The following is a 15,146-nucleotide window of genomic DNA, read 5'->3' as shown; positions in this document are numbered from 1 at the left end:
TGCTGCGGACCCGGCGCGGTGGCGGGACGCCTCGGCGGGGATGCGGTCGCATCAACCGCTGATGCGAACGTTTACATTTGGGAGCATACGCTTGTTCTCATCGTTGTCCAGTCGCTGCCTGCACCTGCTGGTCGACGAGGGGTTGACACGATAGGTAACGTTTACATCAATCGTTCCAGGGAGGAGAACCGTGGTCACCATCCGTGAGGTCGCCGCCGCCGCCGGCGTCTCGATCGCCACGGTGTCGCGCGCCCTGGCCGACCCGGACAAGGTCGCTGCCGGCACCCGCGACCGCGTCCTGAGCGCCATCGACACGCTGGGGTACACCCCCAACCGGGCCGCCAGCGGCCTGCGGGCGGGCCGGACCAACACCATCGGACTGCTGGTGCCCGACCTCACCAACCCGTACTTCTCGGGAGTGGCCCGAGGGGTGACGGCCCAGGCCACCGATGAGGGCGTCTCGGTGTTCGTCACCGAATCGCGCGAGGATCCCGCCGCCGAGGTCGAGATCCTGCGCGGGCTCGTCCGGCAGACCGACGGAGTCGTGCTGTGCTCGCCGCGGGCGGTGCACGACGACCGGGGCGTGATCGGTCCGCGTCCGCTGGTGCTGATCAACAACGAACTGCCCGGCGCGCAGTCCATCTCCGTCGACGATCGGCACGGCATCCGTGAAGCGCTGCGCCACCTGTACGCGCTGGGCCACCGTCGCATCGGTTACGTGGGCGGGCCGTCGGGCTCGTGGTCCGACCGTCGGCGCCGGGCGGCGCTGGCCGCGCACGCGCCCGAACTGGCCGGTGTGCAGATCGTCGACCTCGGCGAGCACGAGGCGACCGTGCAGGGCGGCGACTCCGCCGCCGGCGAGGTGATCGCCGCCGAGGTCACCGCGGTGATCGCCTTCAACGACATCGTGGCGGTGGGCCTGATCCGCCGGCTGCATCGGATGGGTGTGAGGGTGCCGCACGAACTGTCGGTGGTCGGGTTCGACAACACCTTCCTCGCCGACCTGGTCACCCCCGCGCTGACCACCGTCCACGGCGACCTGGAAACCCTCGGCCGGCGCGCCACCGACCTGCTGCTCGGCGTCCTGCCGGGGCGTCCGGTGCGGGCCGCCGTGCCCCACCTGCTGCCCGCCCGGCTCGTGGTGCGCGATTCGACCGCGCCGCTGAGGGCGCGGCTTCCCGCCGGCTACGGCTCGGGGTCCTGACCCCCGCAACCCCAACGAAGGAGTGCACGCAATGAAGATCGGCTTCCGCTGGTACGGCGAAGGCAACGACACCGTCTCGCTCGACGACATCCGGCAGATTCCGGGGGTCGAGACGGTGGTGTGGAGCCTGCACCACAAGCAGGCCGGCGAGGTCTGGGAGGTCGACGAGCTCGAGGCCGAAGTGGCCCGGATCGCCGGCATCTCCGACGAGGCGGCCGCACGCGGCGTGACCAAGCGGCTGGACGCCGAGGTGGTCGAGTCGGTGAACGTGCACGAGTCGATCAAGCTCGGCCGCACGGTGCTGGGGGTGAGCCGCGACGAGGCGATCGCCAACTACATCACCACCATCGAACGGCTCGGCCGGGTCGGGGTGAAGGTGATCTGCTACAACTTCATGCCGGTCTTCGACTGGCTGCGCACCGACCTGTGGCACCCGCAGCCGGACGGCTCGACAGCGCTCTACTTCGAGAAGGCGGTGGTCGACCAGCTGACCCCCGAGAAGCTGATCGCCGACATGGAGGCCAACTCGGGCGGGCTGACCCTGCCCGGCTGGGAGCCGGAGCGGCTGGCCAGCTTCAGCGAACTCAACGCCGCCTACGAGGGCGTCACCCACGCCGACATGTACCGCACCTACAAGTACTTCCTGGACGCCGTCATCCCCACCTGCGAGGAGTACGACGTGAAGCTGGGCGTGCACCCCGACGACCCGCCGTTCGACCTGTTCGGCTGGCCGCGGGTGGTCTCCACCATGGAGGATCTCGGCACCGTGCTGTCGCTCAACGACAGCCCCTACAACGGGCTCACCCTGTGCCTGGGGTCGTTCTCAGCCAACGCCACGCAGGCGCCCCGCGCCGTCGAGGCGGTGCGGACCTACCTGGACCGCATCCACTTCAGCCACGTCCGCAACGTCAAGCACTTCCCCAACGGCGACTTCACCGAGGTCGGTCACCGCGCGTGCGAGGGCGACGTCGACACCGTGGGCGTGATGAAGGCCTACGCCGAGGCCGGCTACGCCGGCTACATCCGGCCCGACCACGGCCGGCACCTGTGGAACGAGAACACCACCAACAAGCCGCGCCCGGGCTACGGCCTCTACGACCGGGCGCTGGGCATCCAGTACCTGCTCGGCGTCTGGGACACCGTCACCTACCAGGGCTGAGCGGCCGCGCCGGGCAGCGGTGACGCGGCGGGTCAGCGGCCGGCCGGGCGAAGCACGATCTGCTGGCCGGGCCGGGCCTGCGCCAGGGCGTCGCTGGCGGCCTCGGTCAGCACCCCGACCACTGGGTAGCCGCCAGTCACCGGATGGTCGGCCCCGAAGATCACCGGACGCCCGTCCGGCGGCACCTGGATCGAGCCGCGGACCATCGGTTCCGAGGGCAGTTCGCGCTCGGCGACGTCGGCGTGCCGGGCCAGCGGGTCGCCCTCGAGCCGGACGCCGACCCGGTCGCTCTGCGCCGCCACCTTCCAGGTGGTGCGGGTCAGCGCGTCGGGGTCGGCGAGCCAGCCGGTGCGCGGGCCGGGCAGCACGTCGAGGGTGAGGACGGCGCCGGCGAGCGGGCCGGCCGGGACGAGGTCGACGTCGGCGAACCGCGGCGCCCGCGGGCTGTGCAGGCCGATCCGGTCGCCGGGGCGGAGCTTCGCCGGACCCAGCCCGGAGAGGGTGTCGGTGGACGCCGAGCCCAGGGTGGCGCCGACGTCCAGCCCGCCCGCGACGGCCACGTAGCTGCGCAGCCCAGCGGCGGGGGTCGACAGGGTGAGCTCCTGGCCCTCGCGCAGGTACACCGGCCCGTTGTGGGTGGCGGGACGCCCGTCGATCAGCGGGGCGCAGTCGGCACCGGTGACGGCGACGAGGCAGGTGCTGTCCGCACGGACGCCCAACCCGCCGAAGACGACCTCGAGGGCGGGGGTGCCGGCGGGATTGCCGACCAGCCGGTTCGCCAGTGCGTAGGCGCCCCGGTCGGCGGCCCCCGACCGGCTCACTCCCGTGGACGCCAGGCCCGGGCGTCCGGCGTCCACGACGATCACCAGCGGCCCGGTCGCGGTGACGGTGAGGGCTTCCCGGCCTGAAATGGGGACGGTTCCTTTTTGGGCCACGGCGGTTGTGGGGGTCTGGCCTGTGATGGAACCGTCCCCCTTACAGGCCACGCCTTCCGCCACCCCGGCGTCGACCGCCCGGAACCGCACCCGGCGTCCGGGCCGCAGCAGGGCCGGCGGATCACGGTCGACGTCGAACAGGACCGCGTCGGTGCGCCCGATCAACTGCCAGCCGCCGGGGGACGAGCGCGGGTAGATGCCGCTGAAGCTGCCCGCGAGGCCGACCGAGCCGGCCGGGACGCTGGTGCGCGGCTCCGCACGGCGGGGCACCTCGAGCCGAGGGTCGCCGCCGACGAGATAGCTGAAGCCGGGTGCGAAGCCGCCGAAGGCGACCGTCCAATCGGAGCCGGTGTGCGCCTCGATCACCTCGCGGGCCGAGAGCCCGGTCAGCCGGGCCACCTCGTCGAGGTCCTCGCCGTCGTAGACGACGTCGATCTCGACCAGCTCGCCACCGGTCTCGCCGACGAGTGCGACGTCGAGCCGGGTCAGCAGCTGCGTCAACCGCTCACGCAGAGCCGTCAGCGCCGCCGGGTCGTCGACGCCGACCAGCACCGTCGTCGCCGCCGGCACGACGTCGATCACGGCCGACCACCCCGGCTCGTCGGACGCCTCGGCGAGCGCCGACTGCAGCGTGAGCACGGCGTCCAGGGAGTCGAGCTCGACCAGCACCGCGGCCTCGCCGCAGGGCAGCAGCCTGCCCTCCATCAGCTGAACGCCCGCAGCTCGACGCCGGCGCCGAGCAACACCTCGCGCACCCGGGCCGCCATCGCCACCGCACCCGGCGAATCGCCGTGGGTGCACAGCGACTCGGCCCGCATCGGCACCTCACTACCGTCGATGGCGGTGACCACGCCGTCGGTCACCATCCGCAGCACCCGGGTAGCGGCCACCTCGGCGTCGTGGATCAGGTCGCCCGGCGTCCCGCGCTTCACCAGCGTGCCCTGCGGGGTGTAGCCGCGGTCGACGAACGCCTCGGTGACCGTGCGCAGCCCCGCCTCGGCGGCCACCCCGAGCACCACGGCGCCGGGCAGTCCGAGGATCGGCAGGCCCGGGTCGAAGTCGGTGACCGCGGCCACGACCGCCCGAGCGTGCTGCTCGTGGTGCACCACCGTGTTGTACAGGGCGCCGTGCGGCTTGACGTAGGCCACCGACGTCCCGGCCGCCAGGCACATCGCCTGCAGCGCCCCGATCTGGTAGAGAACGTCGGCGCGCAACTCGTCGACGGAGCAGTCGAGGAAGCGGCGTCCGAATCCGGCCAGGTCGCGGTAGGACACCTGCGCCCCGACCCGGACGCCGCGGGCTGCGGCGAGCGCGCAGGTGCGCTGCAGGGTGAGCGGGTCGCCGGCGTGGAAGCCGCAGGCCACGTTGGCGCTGGTGACGAGCTCGAGCATGGCCTCGTCGTCGCCCAGCCGCCAGGAGCCGAAGGACTCGCCCAGGTCGGCGTTGAGGTCGATGGACGGCATGGCCCAACCCTAGGGATTGCCCGCCCCGCGGTCACGGGCCTTCGGCAGGTGATCGACGACCGTAACGGGAAGTCGGTGAGCGCGCTCCAGGTCGAGCGGTGGTGCGCAGGTCATTGGGGGGAATGGCAGCCGTCCCGTGGCGGTTGAGCAAGGACGTGACCGACGAACGTGACGTGCCGCTGTCCATCCTCGACCTGGCCCAGGTGCTGCCCGGTGAATCCGTCGCGGACGGGCTGGCGGCGACCGTGTCGCTGGCGCAGCGCGCGGAAGGCTGGGGATACCGCCGGATCTGGTACGCCGAGCACCACAACATGCCGAGCATCGCGTCGTCGGCGACGGCGGTGCTGATCGGGCACGTGGCGTCGCACACCTCGACGATCCGGCTCGGCGCCGGCGGGGTGATGCTGCCCAACCACGCGCCGCTGGTGATCGCCGAGCAGTTCGGGACGCTGGCCGAGCTGCACCCGGGCCGGATCGACCTCGGCCTGGGCCGCGCACCCGGCACCGATCAGGTGACGGTGCGGGCGCTGCGTCGCGACCCGAACGCCGCCGACACCTTCCCCGCCGACGTCCAGGAACTGCAGGGCTTCCTCACCGAATCGGTGATCCCCGGGGTGTCGGCGACCCCCGGCAAGGGCACCAACGTGCCGCTGTACATTCTCGGCTCGTCGCTGTTCGGCGCCCAGTTGGCCGCGGCACTGGGCCTGCCGTACGCGTTCGCCTCGCACTTCGCCCCGGACGCCCTCGAGGCGGCCGTCGCCACCTACCGGCGCGACTTCCGGCCCTCGGCGCAGCTCGCCGAGCCGTACGTTATCGCCGGTGCCGGGGTGATCGCGGCCGACGACGAGCCGGAGGCGCAGCAGTTGTTCCAGGCGACCCGGCGGGAACGCGTCCGACGTTTCCTGGCCCGCGGCCGGGAACTGTCCGACGACGACGTCGAGCTGCTGCTCGAAGGGCCGGGCGGCGCCCAGGTCGACCACATGCTGCGCTACACCGGCGTCGGCACCGGCGAACAGGTACATGGGTGGCTGCGCCGGTTCGCCGCCCACGCCGACGCCGACGAACTCATCCTGGTCAGTTCGGCGTCCGAACGGCGGGCGTCGGTGCGCAGTCTGGAACTGGTGGCCCCGACCGCCTGAGGGGCCGCTCCTTCTTACCCCAGATCCGGGTCGCGCCTCGGAATGACGGTCGACGGTCAGCCCCGGATGACAGTCGGCGGGTCAACACCGGAATGACAGGTGTTTCGTCATCCCGGCGGACGCCGGGATCTGGTCCCGGACACGGCGCGCCGGATGCCCTCGCGGCGGGCCAGGAAACCGGCCAGCCGGCGTTCGGTGGCCTCCGGTTCACCGCTGGCGGCCAGGTTGGTCATGCCCTCGTCGCCGCGCCGAACCGCCTCGCGGATGCCGTCGATCGCCAGCTGCACCCGCGGCTGGACGGCGTCCAGCACGGTCAGCGGGTCGGTGCCGTAACCGCCGGCGAACAGCGCCAACCGGGCAGCGGCCTCAGCGTCCGGGATGGGGCGGAACAGCGGGATCGCGGTCCACGCGGTGTGGGCCAGATCCCACACCGGCCCCGACGGCCCGGCCAGGTCCCAATCGAAGACGCCCGCCACCGCGTCGCCGTCGAAGGCCACGTTGTACGGCGCGACGTCGTTGTGGGTGATCAGGGTGGGTGCCTCGACGCCGAAGAACCGCCACGGCCCCGGGTGCTTGAAGTCGGCCATGGCCTCGTGCAACGACCGTAGCCAGTGGCCCAGGTTGGCCAGCCGGGCCGCGCTGAGCTGCTCGGAGTCCACGTCGATCACCTCACCGGGCAGGTGGTCGAGGATCTCGCGCCCGCGGGCGTCGAGGCCGTGCACCCGCGGCACCGCGGCCAGCCCGCGATCGGCCAGGTGCCGCAGCACCGCGTGCACCGCCGGCGTCCACGGCCCGACCGGGCGCCGCACCGTCGTCCCGATCCGCACCGCACCGCCGACGTTGCCGCCCGGCAGCCGTTCGCCCTCCAGCAGCCGGCGGCCCAGGGAGTCCAGGAACGGCCGGTCGGGTTCGAGCCAGTCGACGTCGGCCAGTTCCTCGGGGCCGAGCCAGCGCAGGGCGTCGTGCTCGCTGCCGACCGGTTCACCCTCGACGAGCCGGCACAGCGCGACCCGCAACTCCAGCTCGCGGCCCCGATCGACGCCCAGGCCCAGCTCGGGCAGCCACTCGACCACCTCGATCCGGCAGGAGAGTTCCTCGGCGATCTCCCTGGCCAACGCCCGATCGGCGGTCTCGCCGGGGTCGACCTTGCCGCCCGGAAACTCCCACCGGCCCGCCTCGGCCGCAGGGCGGCCGCGGCGGGCCGCCAACACCCGGCCGTGCCGGACGATGGCGGCGCCGACGACCTCGATCACCCTGGAACGGTACCGGTCAGGCGGCCTCGTCGTCGGCGTCCAGGCCGCCCGCGAACTGCGACCGGTACAGCCGCTGGTAGGCGCCGCCGTGCTCGATGAGCTGGTCGTGCGAACCCTGCTCGACGATCGCGCCGTCCTCCATCACCAGAATGGTGTCGGCGTCGCGGATGGTCGACAGCCGGTGGGCGATGACGAACGAGGTCCGCCCCCCACGCAGCGCGTTCATCGCGTTCTGCACCAACAGTTCGGTGCGGGTATCCACCGATGAGGTCGCCTCGTCCAGCACCAGGATCGCGGGGTCGGACAGGAACGCCCGGGCGATGGTGATCAGCTGCTTCTCACCGGCCGACACGTTGTTGCCCTCGTCGTCGATCACCGTGTCGTAGCCGTCGGGCAGTGAATGCACGAATCGGTCCACGAAGGTCGCCTCGGCGGCGGCGCGGATCTCGGTGTCGGAGGCGTCCGGCCGGCCGTAGGCGATGTTGTCGCGGATCGTGCCGCCGAACAGCCAGGCGTCCTGCAGCACCATGCCGATCTCGGAGCGCAGCTCGCGCCGCGGCACCGACGCGATGTCGACACCGTCGATGGTGATCCGGCCGGCGTCCACGTCGTAGAACCGCATCAGCAGGTTGACCAGGGTCGTCTTGCCCGCCCCGGTGGGTCCGACAATGGCCACCGTGGCGCCCGGTTCGGCGACCAGCGACAGGTCGGTGATCAGCGGCTTGTCCGGGTCGTAGCTGAACGACACGTGCTCGAACGCGACCCGTCCCTGCACCGGCCTGGGCAGGTGCTGTCCGGAATCGGCGCTCTGGTCGTCGGCGTCCAGCACCTCGAAGACCCGCTCGGCCGAGGCGACACCGGACTGCAGCAGGTTCGTCATCGAGGCCAGCTGGGTGATCGGCTGGGTGAACATCCGGGCGTACTGGATGAACGCCTGCACCGCGCCCAGGGTCATCGACCCGGCCGCGACCCAGATGCCGCCAAGCACCGCGATGGCCACGTAGCTGAGGTTCCCGATGAAGAACACCGAGGGCATGATGATGCCGCTGATGAACTGCGCCTTGAACGACGACTCGTACATCTCGCCGTTGCGGGCCGCGAACACCGCCGCGACCTCGCGCTGGCGACCGAACACCTTCACCAGCGAATGCCCGGTGAACGCCTCCTCGACGTGGGCGTTGAGCTCGCCGGTGGACCGCCACATGTCGGCGAACCGGCGCTGCGACCGTTTCATCACCTGCGCCGTGACCAGCGCGGTCAGCGGCACCGACAGCAGCACCACCAGGGCCAGCGGCGGCGACAGCCAGAACATCAGTGCCAGCACGCCGATGACGGTGAAGATGTTGTTCAGCATCTGCGCCAGGGTCTGCTGCAACGACTGGGCGATGTTGTCGATGTCGTTGGTCACCCGGCTCAGCAGTTCACCGCGGGGTTGGCCGTCGAAGTAGGTGATCGGCAGTCGATGCAGCTTGCCTGCGACCAGTTCGCGCATCCGGTAGACGGTGCGCTGCACGATGTCGTTGATCAGGAAACTCGCGAACCACAACACCACGCCGGACACCACGTAGACCGCCAGCGCCTCCAGGATGACCGACGCCAGGGCGCCGAAGTCGATCCCGCCATCACCGGTGGCGCCGTCGAAGATCAGGTCGGTGCCGCGGGCCAGGATGACCGGGCCGATCGCGTTGCCCAGGGTGGCGAGCGCGGAGATCACCACCACGAACACGATCAGGTTGCGCTCGGGGCGCATCATCCGCAGCAGCCGCTTGGCCGACGGACCGAAGCTGACCGCCTTCTCGGTGCTGCCCATGCCCTGCATCGGCCCGTGGCCCATGCCGCGCTGCTGGTGCTTCGCGTCGGGGGAGCGCGGGTTCGCCTTCGTCGCGGCGGCAGCGGCGTTCTGCTGGTTGTCACTCATGCTGCGGCCTCCTCGGCCTTGAACTGGGACGCCACGATCTCGGCGTAGGTGGGGCAGGTGGCCAGCAGGTCCTCATGGGTGCCGACCCCCTCGACGCGGCCGTCGTCCAGGACGACGATCGTCTCGGCGTCCCTGATGGTCGAGACGCGCTGCGCCACGATCAGGACGCCGGCCTGCGACGTCTCGCGGTCGAGCGCGGCCCGCAGCCGGGCGTCGGTCACGACGTCGAGAGCCGAGAACGAGTCGTCGAAGACGTAGATGTCGGGCTTCTTGACCAGGGCACGGGCGATCGAGAGCCGCTGCCGCTGGCCGCCGGACACGTTGGTGCCGCCCTGGCTGATCGGGGCGTCCAACTGTCCCGGCATGGCCCGGACGAAGTCGGCGGCCTGGGCGGTGGTCAACGCCGCCCACAGTTCGTCGTCGGTGGCGTCCGGCTTGCCGTAGCGCAGGTTGGACGCCACCGTGCCGGTGAACAGGTACGGCCGCTGGGGCACAAGCCCGATCCGCGACCAGAGCACGTCCGGTTCGAGGTCGCGGACGTCGACGCCGTCCACCAGGACCTGACCGCCGGTGGCGTCGAACAGCCGTGGGATCAGGTTGACCAGGGTGCTCTTGCCCGCGCCGGTCGAGCCGATGATGGCGGTGGTTTCGCCGGGGCGCACGGTCAGGTCGATGTGGTGCAGCACCGGGTGGGCCGCGCCCGGGTAGCGGAACTCGACGTCGCGCAGCTCGACCAGGCCACGCGCGGCGACCTCGGTGACCGGCTGGGCCGGCGGCACGACCGACGAGCGGGTGTCGAGCACTTCGGCGATCCGGCCGGCGCTGACCGCGGCCCGCGGGGCGATCATCAGCATCATCGTCGCCATCATCACGCTCATCAGGATGGTGGTGAGGTACTGGATGAAGGCCAACAGCTGGCCGGTCTGCATGGCGCCCTCGGCGACCCGGAAGGCGCCGAACCAGGTGACGCCGATGGTGGACACGTTCATCACGAAGAACACGGTCGGGAACAGGGTCATCATCCGGCGGCCGACCCTGGTGGCGGTGTCGGTGAGTTCGGCGTTCGCGACCGCGAAGCGCTCGGTCTCGCGCGGTTCGGCGGTGAAGGCCCGGATCACCCGCAGGCCGGTGATCTGTTCGCGCAGCACCCGGTTGATGGTGTCGATGCGCGTCTGCTGGGTGGCGAACAACGGCATCATCTGGCTGACGATCCAGCCGATGACCGCGGCCAGGATGGCCACGGCAACGGCGATCGTCCAGGTCAGGCCCGGGTCCTCACGGAAGGCCATGATCACCCCGCCGACCATCATGATCGGGGCGGCGACGATCATGAACGCGGTCATCATCACCAGCTGCTGGATCTGCTGGACGTCGTTGGTGGTGCGGGTGATCAGGCTGGGGGCGCCGAAGTGGGCGACCTCGCGGGCGGAGAAGCTCAGGGTCTGGTCGAAGATGGCGGCGCGCAGGTCGCGACCGAACGCCATGGCCGAGCGGGCGCCGAACCAGACGGCGCTGAACTGGGCGGCCATCTGGACGACGGTGACGCCCAGCATGATGGCGCCGAGGCTGAGGATCAGTCCGGTGTTGCCGGTGGCGATGCCCTCGTCGACGATGCGGGCGTTCAGCGTGGGCAGGTAGAGGGCGGCGCCGTTGGCGACCAGTTGGAGCAGCACGACCAGGGCGAGCTGGCCGTAGTACGGGCGCAGGTACTCGCGCAGGATGCGGATCAGCATGTGGCGTCCTCGGTGGTGGGGGAGGGGGCGGCGATGCCGCCCAGGATGAGTCGGGCGATCTGCCGCGGCTCGGCGGCATCGGGGTGGCCGGCCATTGGCATGACGGCGGCGAACGCCATCGCCGAGATCGCCCAGCAGGCGGTCGGGGTGCCGACGGTGAGCTGGTCGTCGTAACGGGTGAGCACCCGGGTCATGGCGGCGTCGACGGCGAGATGGAAGTCGCGGTGGGGCTTGGGCGGCGGGCCGCCGTGCGGGCGTTCTCCTGCGATGGCGCTCATCAGCGCCCGGACCTGCTGGATGCGGGCCTGCAGGACCTGGATCATCCAGGTCACGGCGTCCTCGAGCGACAGCTCGGCGGGGACCGAGTCGATGGCCTCGATGACGGGACCCGGTGCCAGGCAGTCGTCGACGACAGCCTCGATCAGGGACTGTTTGGTGCCGAAGGCGCGAAAGATGGTGCCCTCGGCGACGTCGGCGCACTCGGCGATCTGCCGGGTGGTGATGCTCAGGCCGTGCTCGAGCAGCAGCGGCCGGGTCGCCTCGATCAGTGCCCGCCGACGCTCGTCGGGACTCATAGGATGTGCTCTGCCCACGTCGAGCGAGTATATGAGTGAGTACTCACTCATTCAAGTGCGGTCGACTCTCGCGGGGCGCGCGGTCTGAAATGGGACGGTTCCATACGACGGCTACGCCGTGTTGGTCGATCCCGGTGGGCTGGAGTTCTGCGTCGTCGCGGTGCAGAGCGACCCGGCTACTTCGCCGCGCACGCGCACACCTGGGATTGACCGGCCGGCCGTGATCGGCCTGAAAAGGAACCGTCCCCATTTCAGGCCATTTGACTGTGGGCGCCAGGCTCACGCAAGCTGGGGGCATGTGGAACTGACCTCTCGCCCTGCCCAACGCCAGCGATCGAGGTCCTTCATGTCCGCAACCCTGTTCGTTTCCGGCGTCGCCGCGTCCTTCGGCGCACGCTCCCTGTTCTCCGGTCTGGACGCCACCGTCGCGCCCGGTGACGTGACCGCCCTGGTCGGCGCCAACGGCGCCGGCAAGACCACGCTGCTGCGCATCGTCGCGGGCGAATGGACGCCGGACGCCGGCGTCGTCCGTCTCGCCCCACCCGGGGCGAGTGTCGGCTACCTGCCGCAGTCCCTGCCCGACCGGACAGAGTCGATCCTCGGCTATGTCGGCCGCCGTACAGGAGTGTCCCGTGCGCAGGCCGCCTTCGAGGACGCCGCGGGCCGGCTGGCCGACGACCCGCACGCGGCCGAAACCTATGACCACGCCCTCGCCACCTGGCTGGCGTTGGGCGGTGCCGACCTGGAGGCGCGGCTGGCCGGGGTGCTGGCCGATCTCGACCTGGACGCCGACCTCGACCGTCCGCTCGGCAGCCTGTCCGGCGGTCAGGCGGCGCGGGCCGCGCTGGCGTCCATCCTGGTCAGCCGCTACGACGTTCTGCTGCTCGACGAACCGACCAACAACCTCGACGCCGACGGGCTGACGGCGCTGACCGGGTTCGTGCAGGGGTTGGGTTCGCCGGTGCTGGTCGCCTCCCACGACCGCGCCTTCCTGGACGCCGTCGCGACGTCGGTGATCGAACTCGACGAGGCGCAGCAGCAGGTGAACCACTACGCCGGCGGCTGGTCGGACTACCGCGCGGCGAAACAGGTGGCCCGCGAGCAGGCCCACGCGGCCTATGCCACCTACGCCGACACCCGCGACTCCCTCATCGAACAGGCCCGCCGCAAGGACGAATGGGCTCGTCAGGGACGCGCCAAGGCCGCCCGCCTGGGTGCGGGCATGAAGCTGGAGAAGAAGTTCCGCGAGGACCGCGCCCGGCGGATGGACCAGCGGGCGGCCCGCGTCCGCGACGCCGTGGAGCGGCTCGAGGAGGTCGAGCAGCCCCGCAAGGAGTGGGAGTTGCGGTTCACCATCGCCGAGGCGCCTCCCTCGGCCGAAGTGGTGCTGACCCTGGATCGCCTGGTGGCGCACAACGGCGACTTCATGGTCGGCCCCCTGTCGGCGCAGGTCGTCCGGGGCGAGCGGGTTGCCTTGGTCGGGCCCAACGGGTCGGGCAAGACCACCATGTTGCAGGCGGTCCTCGGCGAGCGGCCCGCGGCGCACGGCCGGATCTCATGGGGCACCCGGGTGCGGCTCGGCGTCCTCGACCAGGCCAGGGACGTCATCAGCGGCGAACGGACGCTGCTGGACGTGGTCGCCGACCGGTTGGGTCGGACCGACCTGGCGGCGGTGCGTACCTTGCTGGCCAAGTTCGGTCTGGGCGCCGAGCAGGTCGGACGCCCCTGCGACTCGCTGTCGCTGGGAGAGCGGACCCGAGCGGCGCTGGCCCTGCTGCAGGGCCGCGAGGTCAACGTGCTGGCGCTCGACGAGCCGACCAACCACCTGGACGCCGCCGCCATCGACCAGCTGCAGGACGCCCTGGTCGCCTTCGACGGCACGCTGCTGATCGTCACCCACGACCGGGCACTGCTGGACGCGCTGGCGCCGGTCGCTGTCTGGGAGTTCCCCATCCGGGGGTCCGAGGAGCCCAGCTACGCCCTGGGCGCGGGCCGCTGAGGACTCGTGGCCTGAAATGGGGACGGTTTCATTTCAAGCCACCCTCAGTACCGCACCGCTCCTGTGGACGCCTGCAGCCGACGGACAGCGGAGCGGCTCAGCCCGGTGACGGCTGCGATCACGTCACTGTCATCATCCCGGGCCGCCCGCGCCCCACGTACGCGGCGAGACCCTCCGCGGGCCGCCGATACAATCGCCCGGTGACCACGCCCTCCACCGACTCCGACCTGCCCGAACAGCTCCGCCTGCGCCGCGACAAGCGCGCTCGGCTGCTCGAGGCGGGCACCGACCCGTACCCGATCAGCGTCGGCCGCACGCACTCTGCCGCCCAGGTGCACGCCGGGTGGGGACACCTGAGCGCCGGCGAGGAAACCACCGACGTGGTCGGCGTCGGCGGTCGCGTGGTGTTCATCCGCAACACCGGAAAGCTGTGCTTCGCCACCATCCAGGACGGGTTCACCGAGCACGACTCGGGCACCAGGTTGCAGGTGATGCTGTCCCTGGCCGAGGTCGGCGAGCAGCGGCTGGCGGACTGGAAGGCCGACGTCGACCTGGGCGACTTCGTCTTCGTCAAGGGCCGGGTGATCTCCTCCAAGCGCGGCGAGTTGTCGGTGCTGGCCAGCGAGTGGCGGTTGGCGTCCAAGGCGCTGCGGCCGCTGCCCACCCTGCACAAGGAGCTCGGTGAGGAGACCCGGGTGAGGCAGCGCTACGCCGACCTGGTCGCGCGTCAGGAGGCCCGCGACATGGTGCGCACCCGGGCCACCATCGTGCGCTCCATCCGGGAGACCCTGCACGACCAGGGCTACCTGGAGGTCGAGACGCCGATCCTGCAGTTGGTGCACGGCGGGGCGGCGGCGCGTCCGTTCAACACCCACCTCAACGCCTTCGACATTCCGATGACGCTGCGGATCGCGATCGAGCTGTACCTGAAGCGGGCGATGGTGGGCGGGGCCGACCGGGTCTACGAGATGGGCCGGATCTTCCGCAATGAGGGCATCGACTCCTCGCACTCGGCCGAGTTCACCATGCTCGAGGCCTACCAGGCGTGGGGCGACCAGTTCACGATCGCCGCGATGACCCGCGACCTGATCGTCAACGCCGCCGACGCCCTCGGCATCGAGTCGGTGCAGACCCCGGCCGGCGAGGTGTACCTGACCGGAGAATGGACGTGGCTGAGCGTCTATCCCGCCTTGTCGGACGCCGTGGGCGAGCAGATCACCCCCGACACCCCACTGGAGCGGCTGCGCGCCCTCGCGGACGCCCGGAGCATCGAGTACGACCCGGCCTGGAGCGACCAGAAGCTGGTGATGGAGCTGTTCGGCGAGATCGTCGAGCCCACCCTGGTGCAGCCCACCTTCGTCAACGGCTACCCGGCGATCGCGCAGCCGCTGGCCCGCAACAACCCCGACGACCCGCGACTGGTCGAGGCCTGGGACCTGATCATCGGCGGTGTCGAGCGCGGCACCGGGTTCTCCGAACTCATCGACCCGGTGATCCAGCGCGACGTGCTCGTCGCCCAGTCGCTCAAGGCCGCGGCCGGCGACCCCGAGGCGATGCAGCTCGACGAGGACTTCCTGCGCGCACTCGAGTTCGGCGCCCCGCCGATGGGTGGCATGGGATTGGGCATCGACCGGACGATCATGCTGTTCACCGGCGCCGGCATCCGCGAGACGATCCTGTTCCCGCTGCTCAAGCCGCACGGCTGAGCCGGGCGTTCGGCCGGTGGAGAGATCCCGGCGTCCGCCGGGATGACGAGGCGGCGATGACG

The 15,146-nt window shown here is 71.1% G+C and carries 11 protein-coding genes; 5 read left to right on the top strand and 6 right to left on the bottom strand.

Annotation, left to right across the window (positions count from 1 at the left end):
- Positions 1-190 precede the first annotated feature (190 nt).
- Complete coding sequence (locus OIE40_RS13715) at positions 191-1,204, top strand: LacI family DNA-binding transcriptional regulator (RefSeq protein WP_264703106.1); 1,014 nt, start codon at positions 191-193, stop codon at positions 1,202-1,204.
- 31 nt (positions 1,205-1,235) lie between these two features.
- Positions 1,236-2,363, top strand: a complete 1,128-nt coding sequence (locus tag OIE40_RS13710) for a mannonate dehydratase (RefSeq protein WP_264703105.1) — start codon at positions 1,236-1,238, stop codon at positions 2,361-2,363.
- Positions 2,364-2,395: 32 nt separating this feature from the next.
- Here the strand turns inward: OIE40_RS13710 and pxpB are convergent, their stop codons facing one another.
- Positions 2,396-4,003, bottom strand: coding sequence for a 5-oxoprolinase subunit PxpB (pxpB, locus tag OIE40_RS13705; RefSeq protein ID WP_264703103.1), 1,608 nt, complete (start codon positions 4,001-4,003; stop codon positions 2,396-2,398).
- Entirely contained in the window at positions 4,003-4,761 is a 759-nt protein-coding gene (locus OIE40_RS13700; protein WP_264703101.1) for a LamB/YcsF family protein, read from the bottom strand. The genes pxpB and OIE40_RS13700 overlap by 1 nt, the downstream gene beginning before the upstream one ends.
- A 122-nt stretch (positions 4,762-4,883) precedes the next feature.
- Between OIE40_RS13700 and OIE40_RS13695 the strand changes: the two genes are divergently transcribed.
- On the top strand, positions 4,884-5,900 hold the full coding sequence (locus OIE40_RS13695) for an LLM class flavin-dependent oxidoreductase (protein ID WP_264703099.1): 1,017 nt from the start codon (positions 4,884-4,886) through the stop codon (positions 5,898-5,900).
- 107 nt (positions 5,901-6,007) lie between these two features.
- Here the strand turns inward: OIE40_RS13695 and OIE40_RS13690 are convergent, their stop codons facing one another.
- From OIE40_RS13690 to OIE40_RS13675, 4 genes are read right to left on the bottom strand one after another with little or no spacing between them, the layout of a single operon-like run.
- Positions 6,008-7,153, bottom strand: coding sequence for an NUDIX domain-containing protein (locus tag OIE40_RS13690; RefSeq protein WP_264703098.1), 1,146 nt, complete (start codon positions 7,151-7,153; stop codon positions 6,008-6,010).
- Between the two features lie 16 nt (positions 7,154-7,169).
- The gene (locus OIE40_RS13685) at positions 7,170-9,071 is read right to left on the bottom strand and encodes an ABC transporter ATP-binding protein (RefSeq protein ID WP_264703097.1); all 1,902 of its coding nucleotides are present in this window, start codon (positions 9,069-9,071) and stop codon (positions 7,170-7,172) included.
- The gene (locus tag OIE40_RS13680; RefSeq protein WP_264703096.1) at positions 9,068-10,804 is read right to left on the bottom strand and encodes an ABC transporter ATP-binding protein; all 1,737 of its coding nucleotides are present in this window, start codon (positions 10,802-10,804) and stop codon (positions 9,068-9,070) included. Before OIE40_RS13680 ends, OIE40_RS13685 begins: the two co-directional genes overlap by 4 nt.
- Positions 10,798-11,379: a TetR/AcrR family transcriptional regulator gene (locus OIE40_RS13675; RefSeq protein ID WP_264703095.1), complete on the bottom strand. Its 582-nt coding sequence runs from the start codon at positions 11,377-11,379 to the stop codon at positions 10,798-10,800. The genes OIE40_RS13680 and OIE40_RS13675 overlap by 7 nt, the downstream gene beginning before the upstream one ends.
- Before the next feature lie 346 nt (positions 11,380-11,725).
- Between OIE40_RS13675 and OIE40_RS13670 the strand changes: the two genes are divergently transcribed.
- Positions 11,726-13,378: an ABC-F family ATP-binding cassette domain-containing protein gene (locus OIE40_RS13670; protein WP_264703094.1), complete on the top strand. Its 1,653-nt coding sequence runs from the start codon at positions 11,726-11,728 to the stop codon at positions 13,376-13,378.
- Positions 13,379-13,578: 200 nt separating this feature from the next.
- Positions 13,579-15,084: a lysine--tRNA ligase gene (gene lysS / locus OIE40_RS13665; protein ID WP_264703093.1), complete on the top strand. Its 1,506-nt coding sequence runs from the start codon at positions 13,579-13,581 to the stop codon at positions 15,082-15,084.
- The last annotated feature ends 62 nt before the right edge of the window (positions 15,085-15,146 follow it).

The organism is Micropruina sonneratiae (assembly GCF_025972045.1).
Lineage (GTDB): Bacteria > Actinomycetota > Actinomycetes > Propionibacteriales > Propionibacteriaceae > Micropruina > Micropruina sonneratiae.
Note: the sequence above shows the minus strand (reverse complement) of the source record. Positions and strands in the feature narration are given on the sequence as shown.

What these genes read in the sequence shown, in the direction of transcription:
- pxpB (WP_264703103.1), bottom strand. Translation starts at nt 4,003, where the DNA reads ATGGAGGGCAGGCTGCTGCCCTGCGGCGAGGCCGCGGTGCTGGTCGAG.
- OIE40_RS13710 (WP_264703105.1), top strand. Translation starts at nt 1,236, where the DNA reads ATGAAGATCGGCTTCCGCTGGTACGGCGAAGGCAACGACACCGTCTCG.
- OIE40_RS13670 (WP_264703094.1), top strand. Translation starts at nt 11,726, where the DNA reads ATGTCCGCAACCCTGTTCGTTTCCGGCGTCGCCGCGTCCTTCGGCGCA.
- OIE40_RS13700 (WP_264703101.1), bottom strand. Translation starts at nt 4,761, where the DNA reads ATGCCGTCCATCGACCTCAACGCCGACCTGGGCGAGTCCTTCGGCTCC.
- OIE40_RS13695 (WP_264703099.1), top strand. Translation starts at nt 4,884, where the DNA reads ATGGCAGCCGTCCCGTGGCGGTTGAGCAAGGACGTGACCGACGAACGT.
- OIE40_RS13685 (WP_264703097.1), bottom strand. Translation starts at nt 9,071, where the DNA reads ATGAGTGACAACCAGCAGAACGCCGCTGCCGCCGCGACGAAGGCGAAC.
- OIE40_RS13680 (WP_264703096.1), bottom strand. Translation starts at nt 10,804, where the DNA reads ATGCTGATCCGCATCCTGCGCGAGTACCTGCGCCCGTACTACGGCCAG.
- OIE40_RS13675 (WP_264703095.1), bottom strand. Translation starts at nt 11,379, where the DNA reads ATGAGTCCCGACGAGCGTCGGCGGGCACTGATCGAGGCGACCCGGCCG.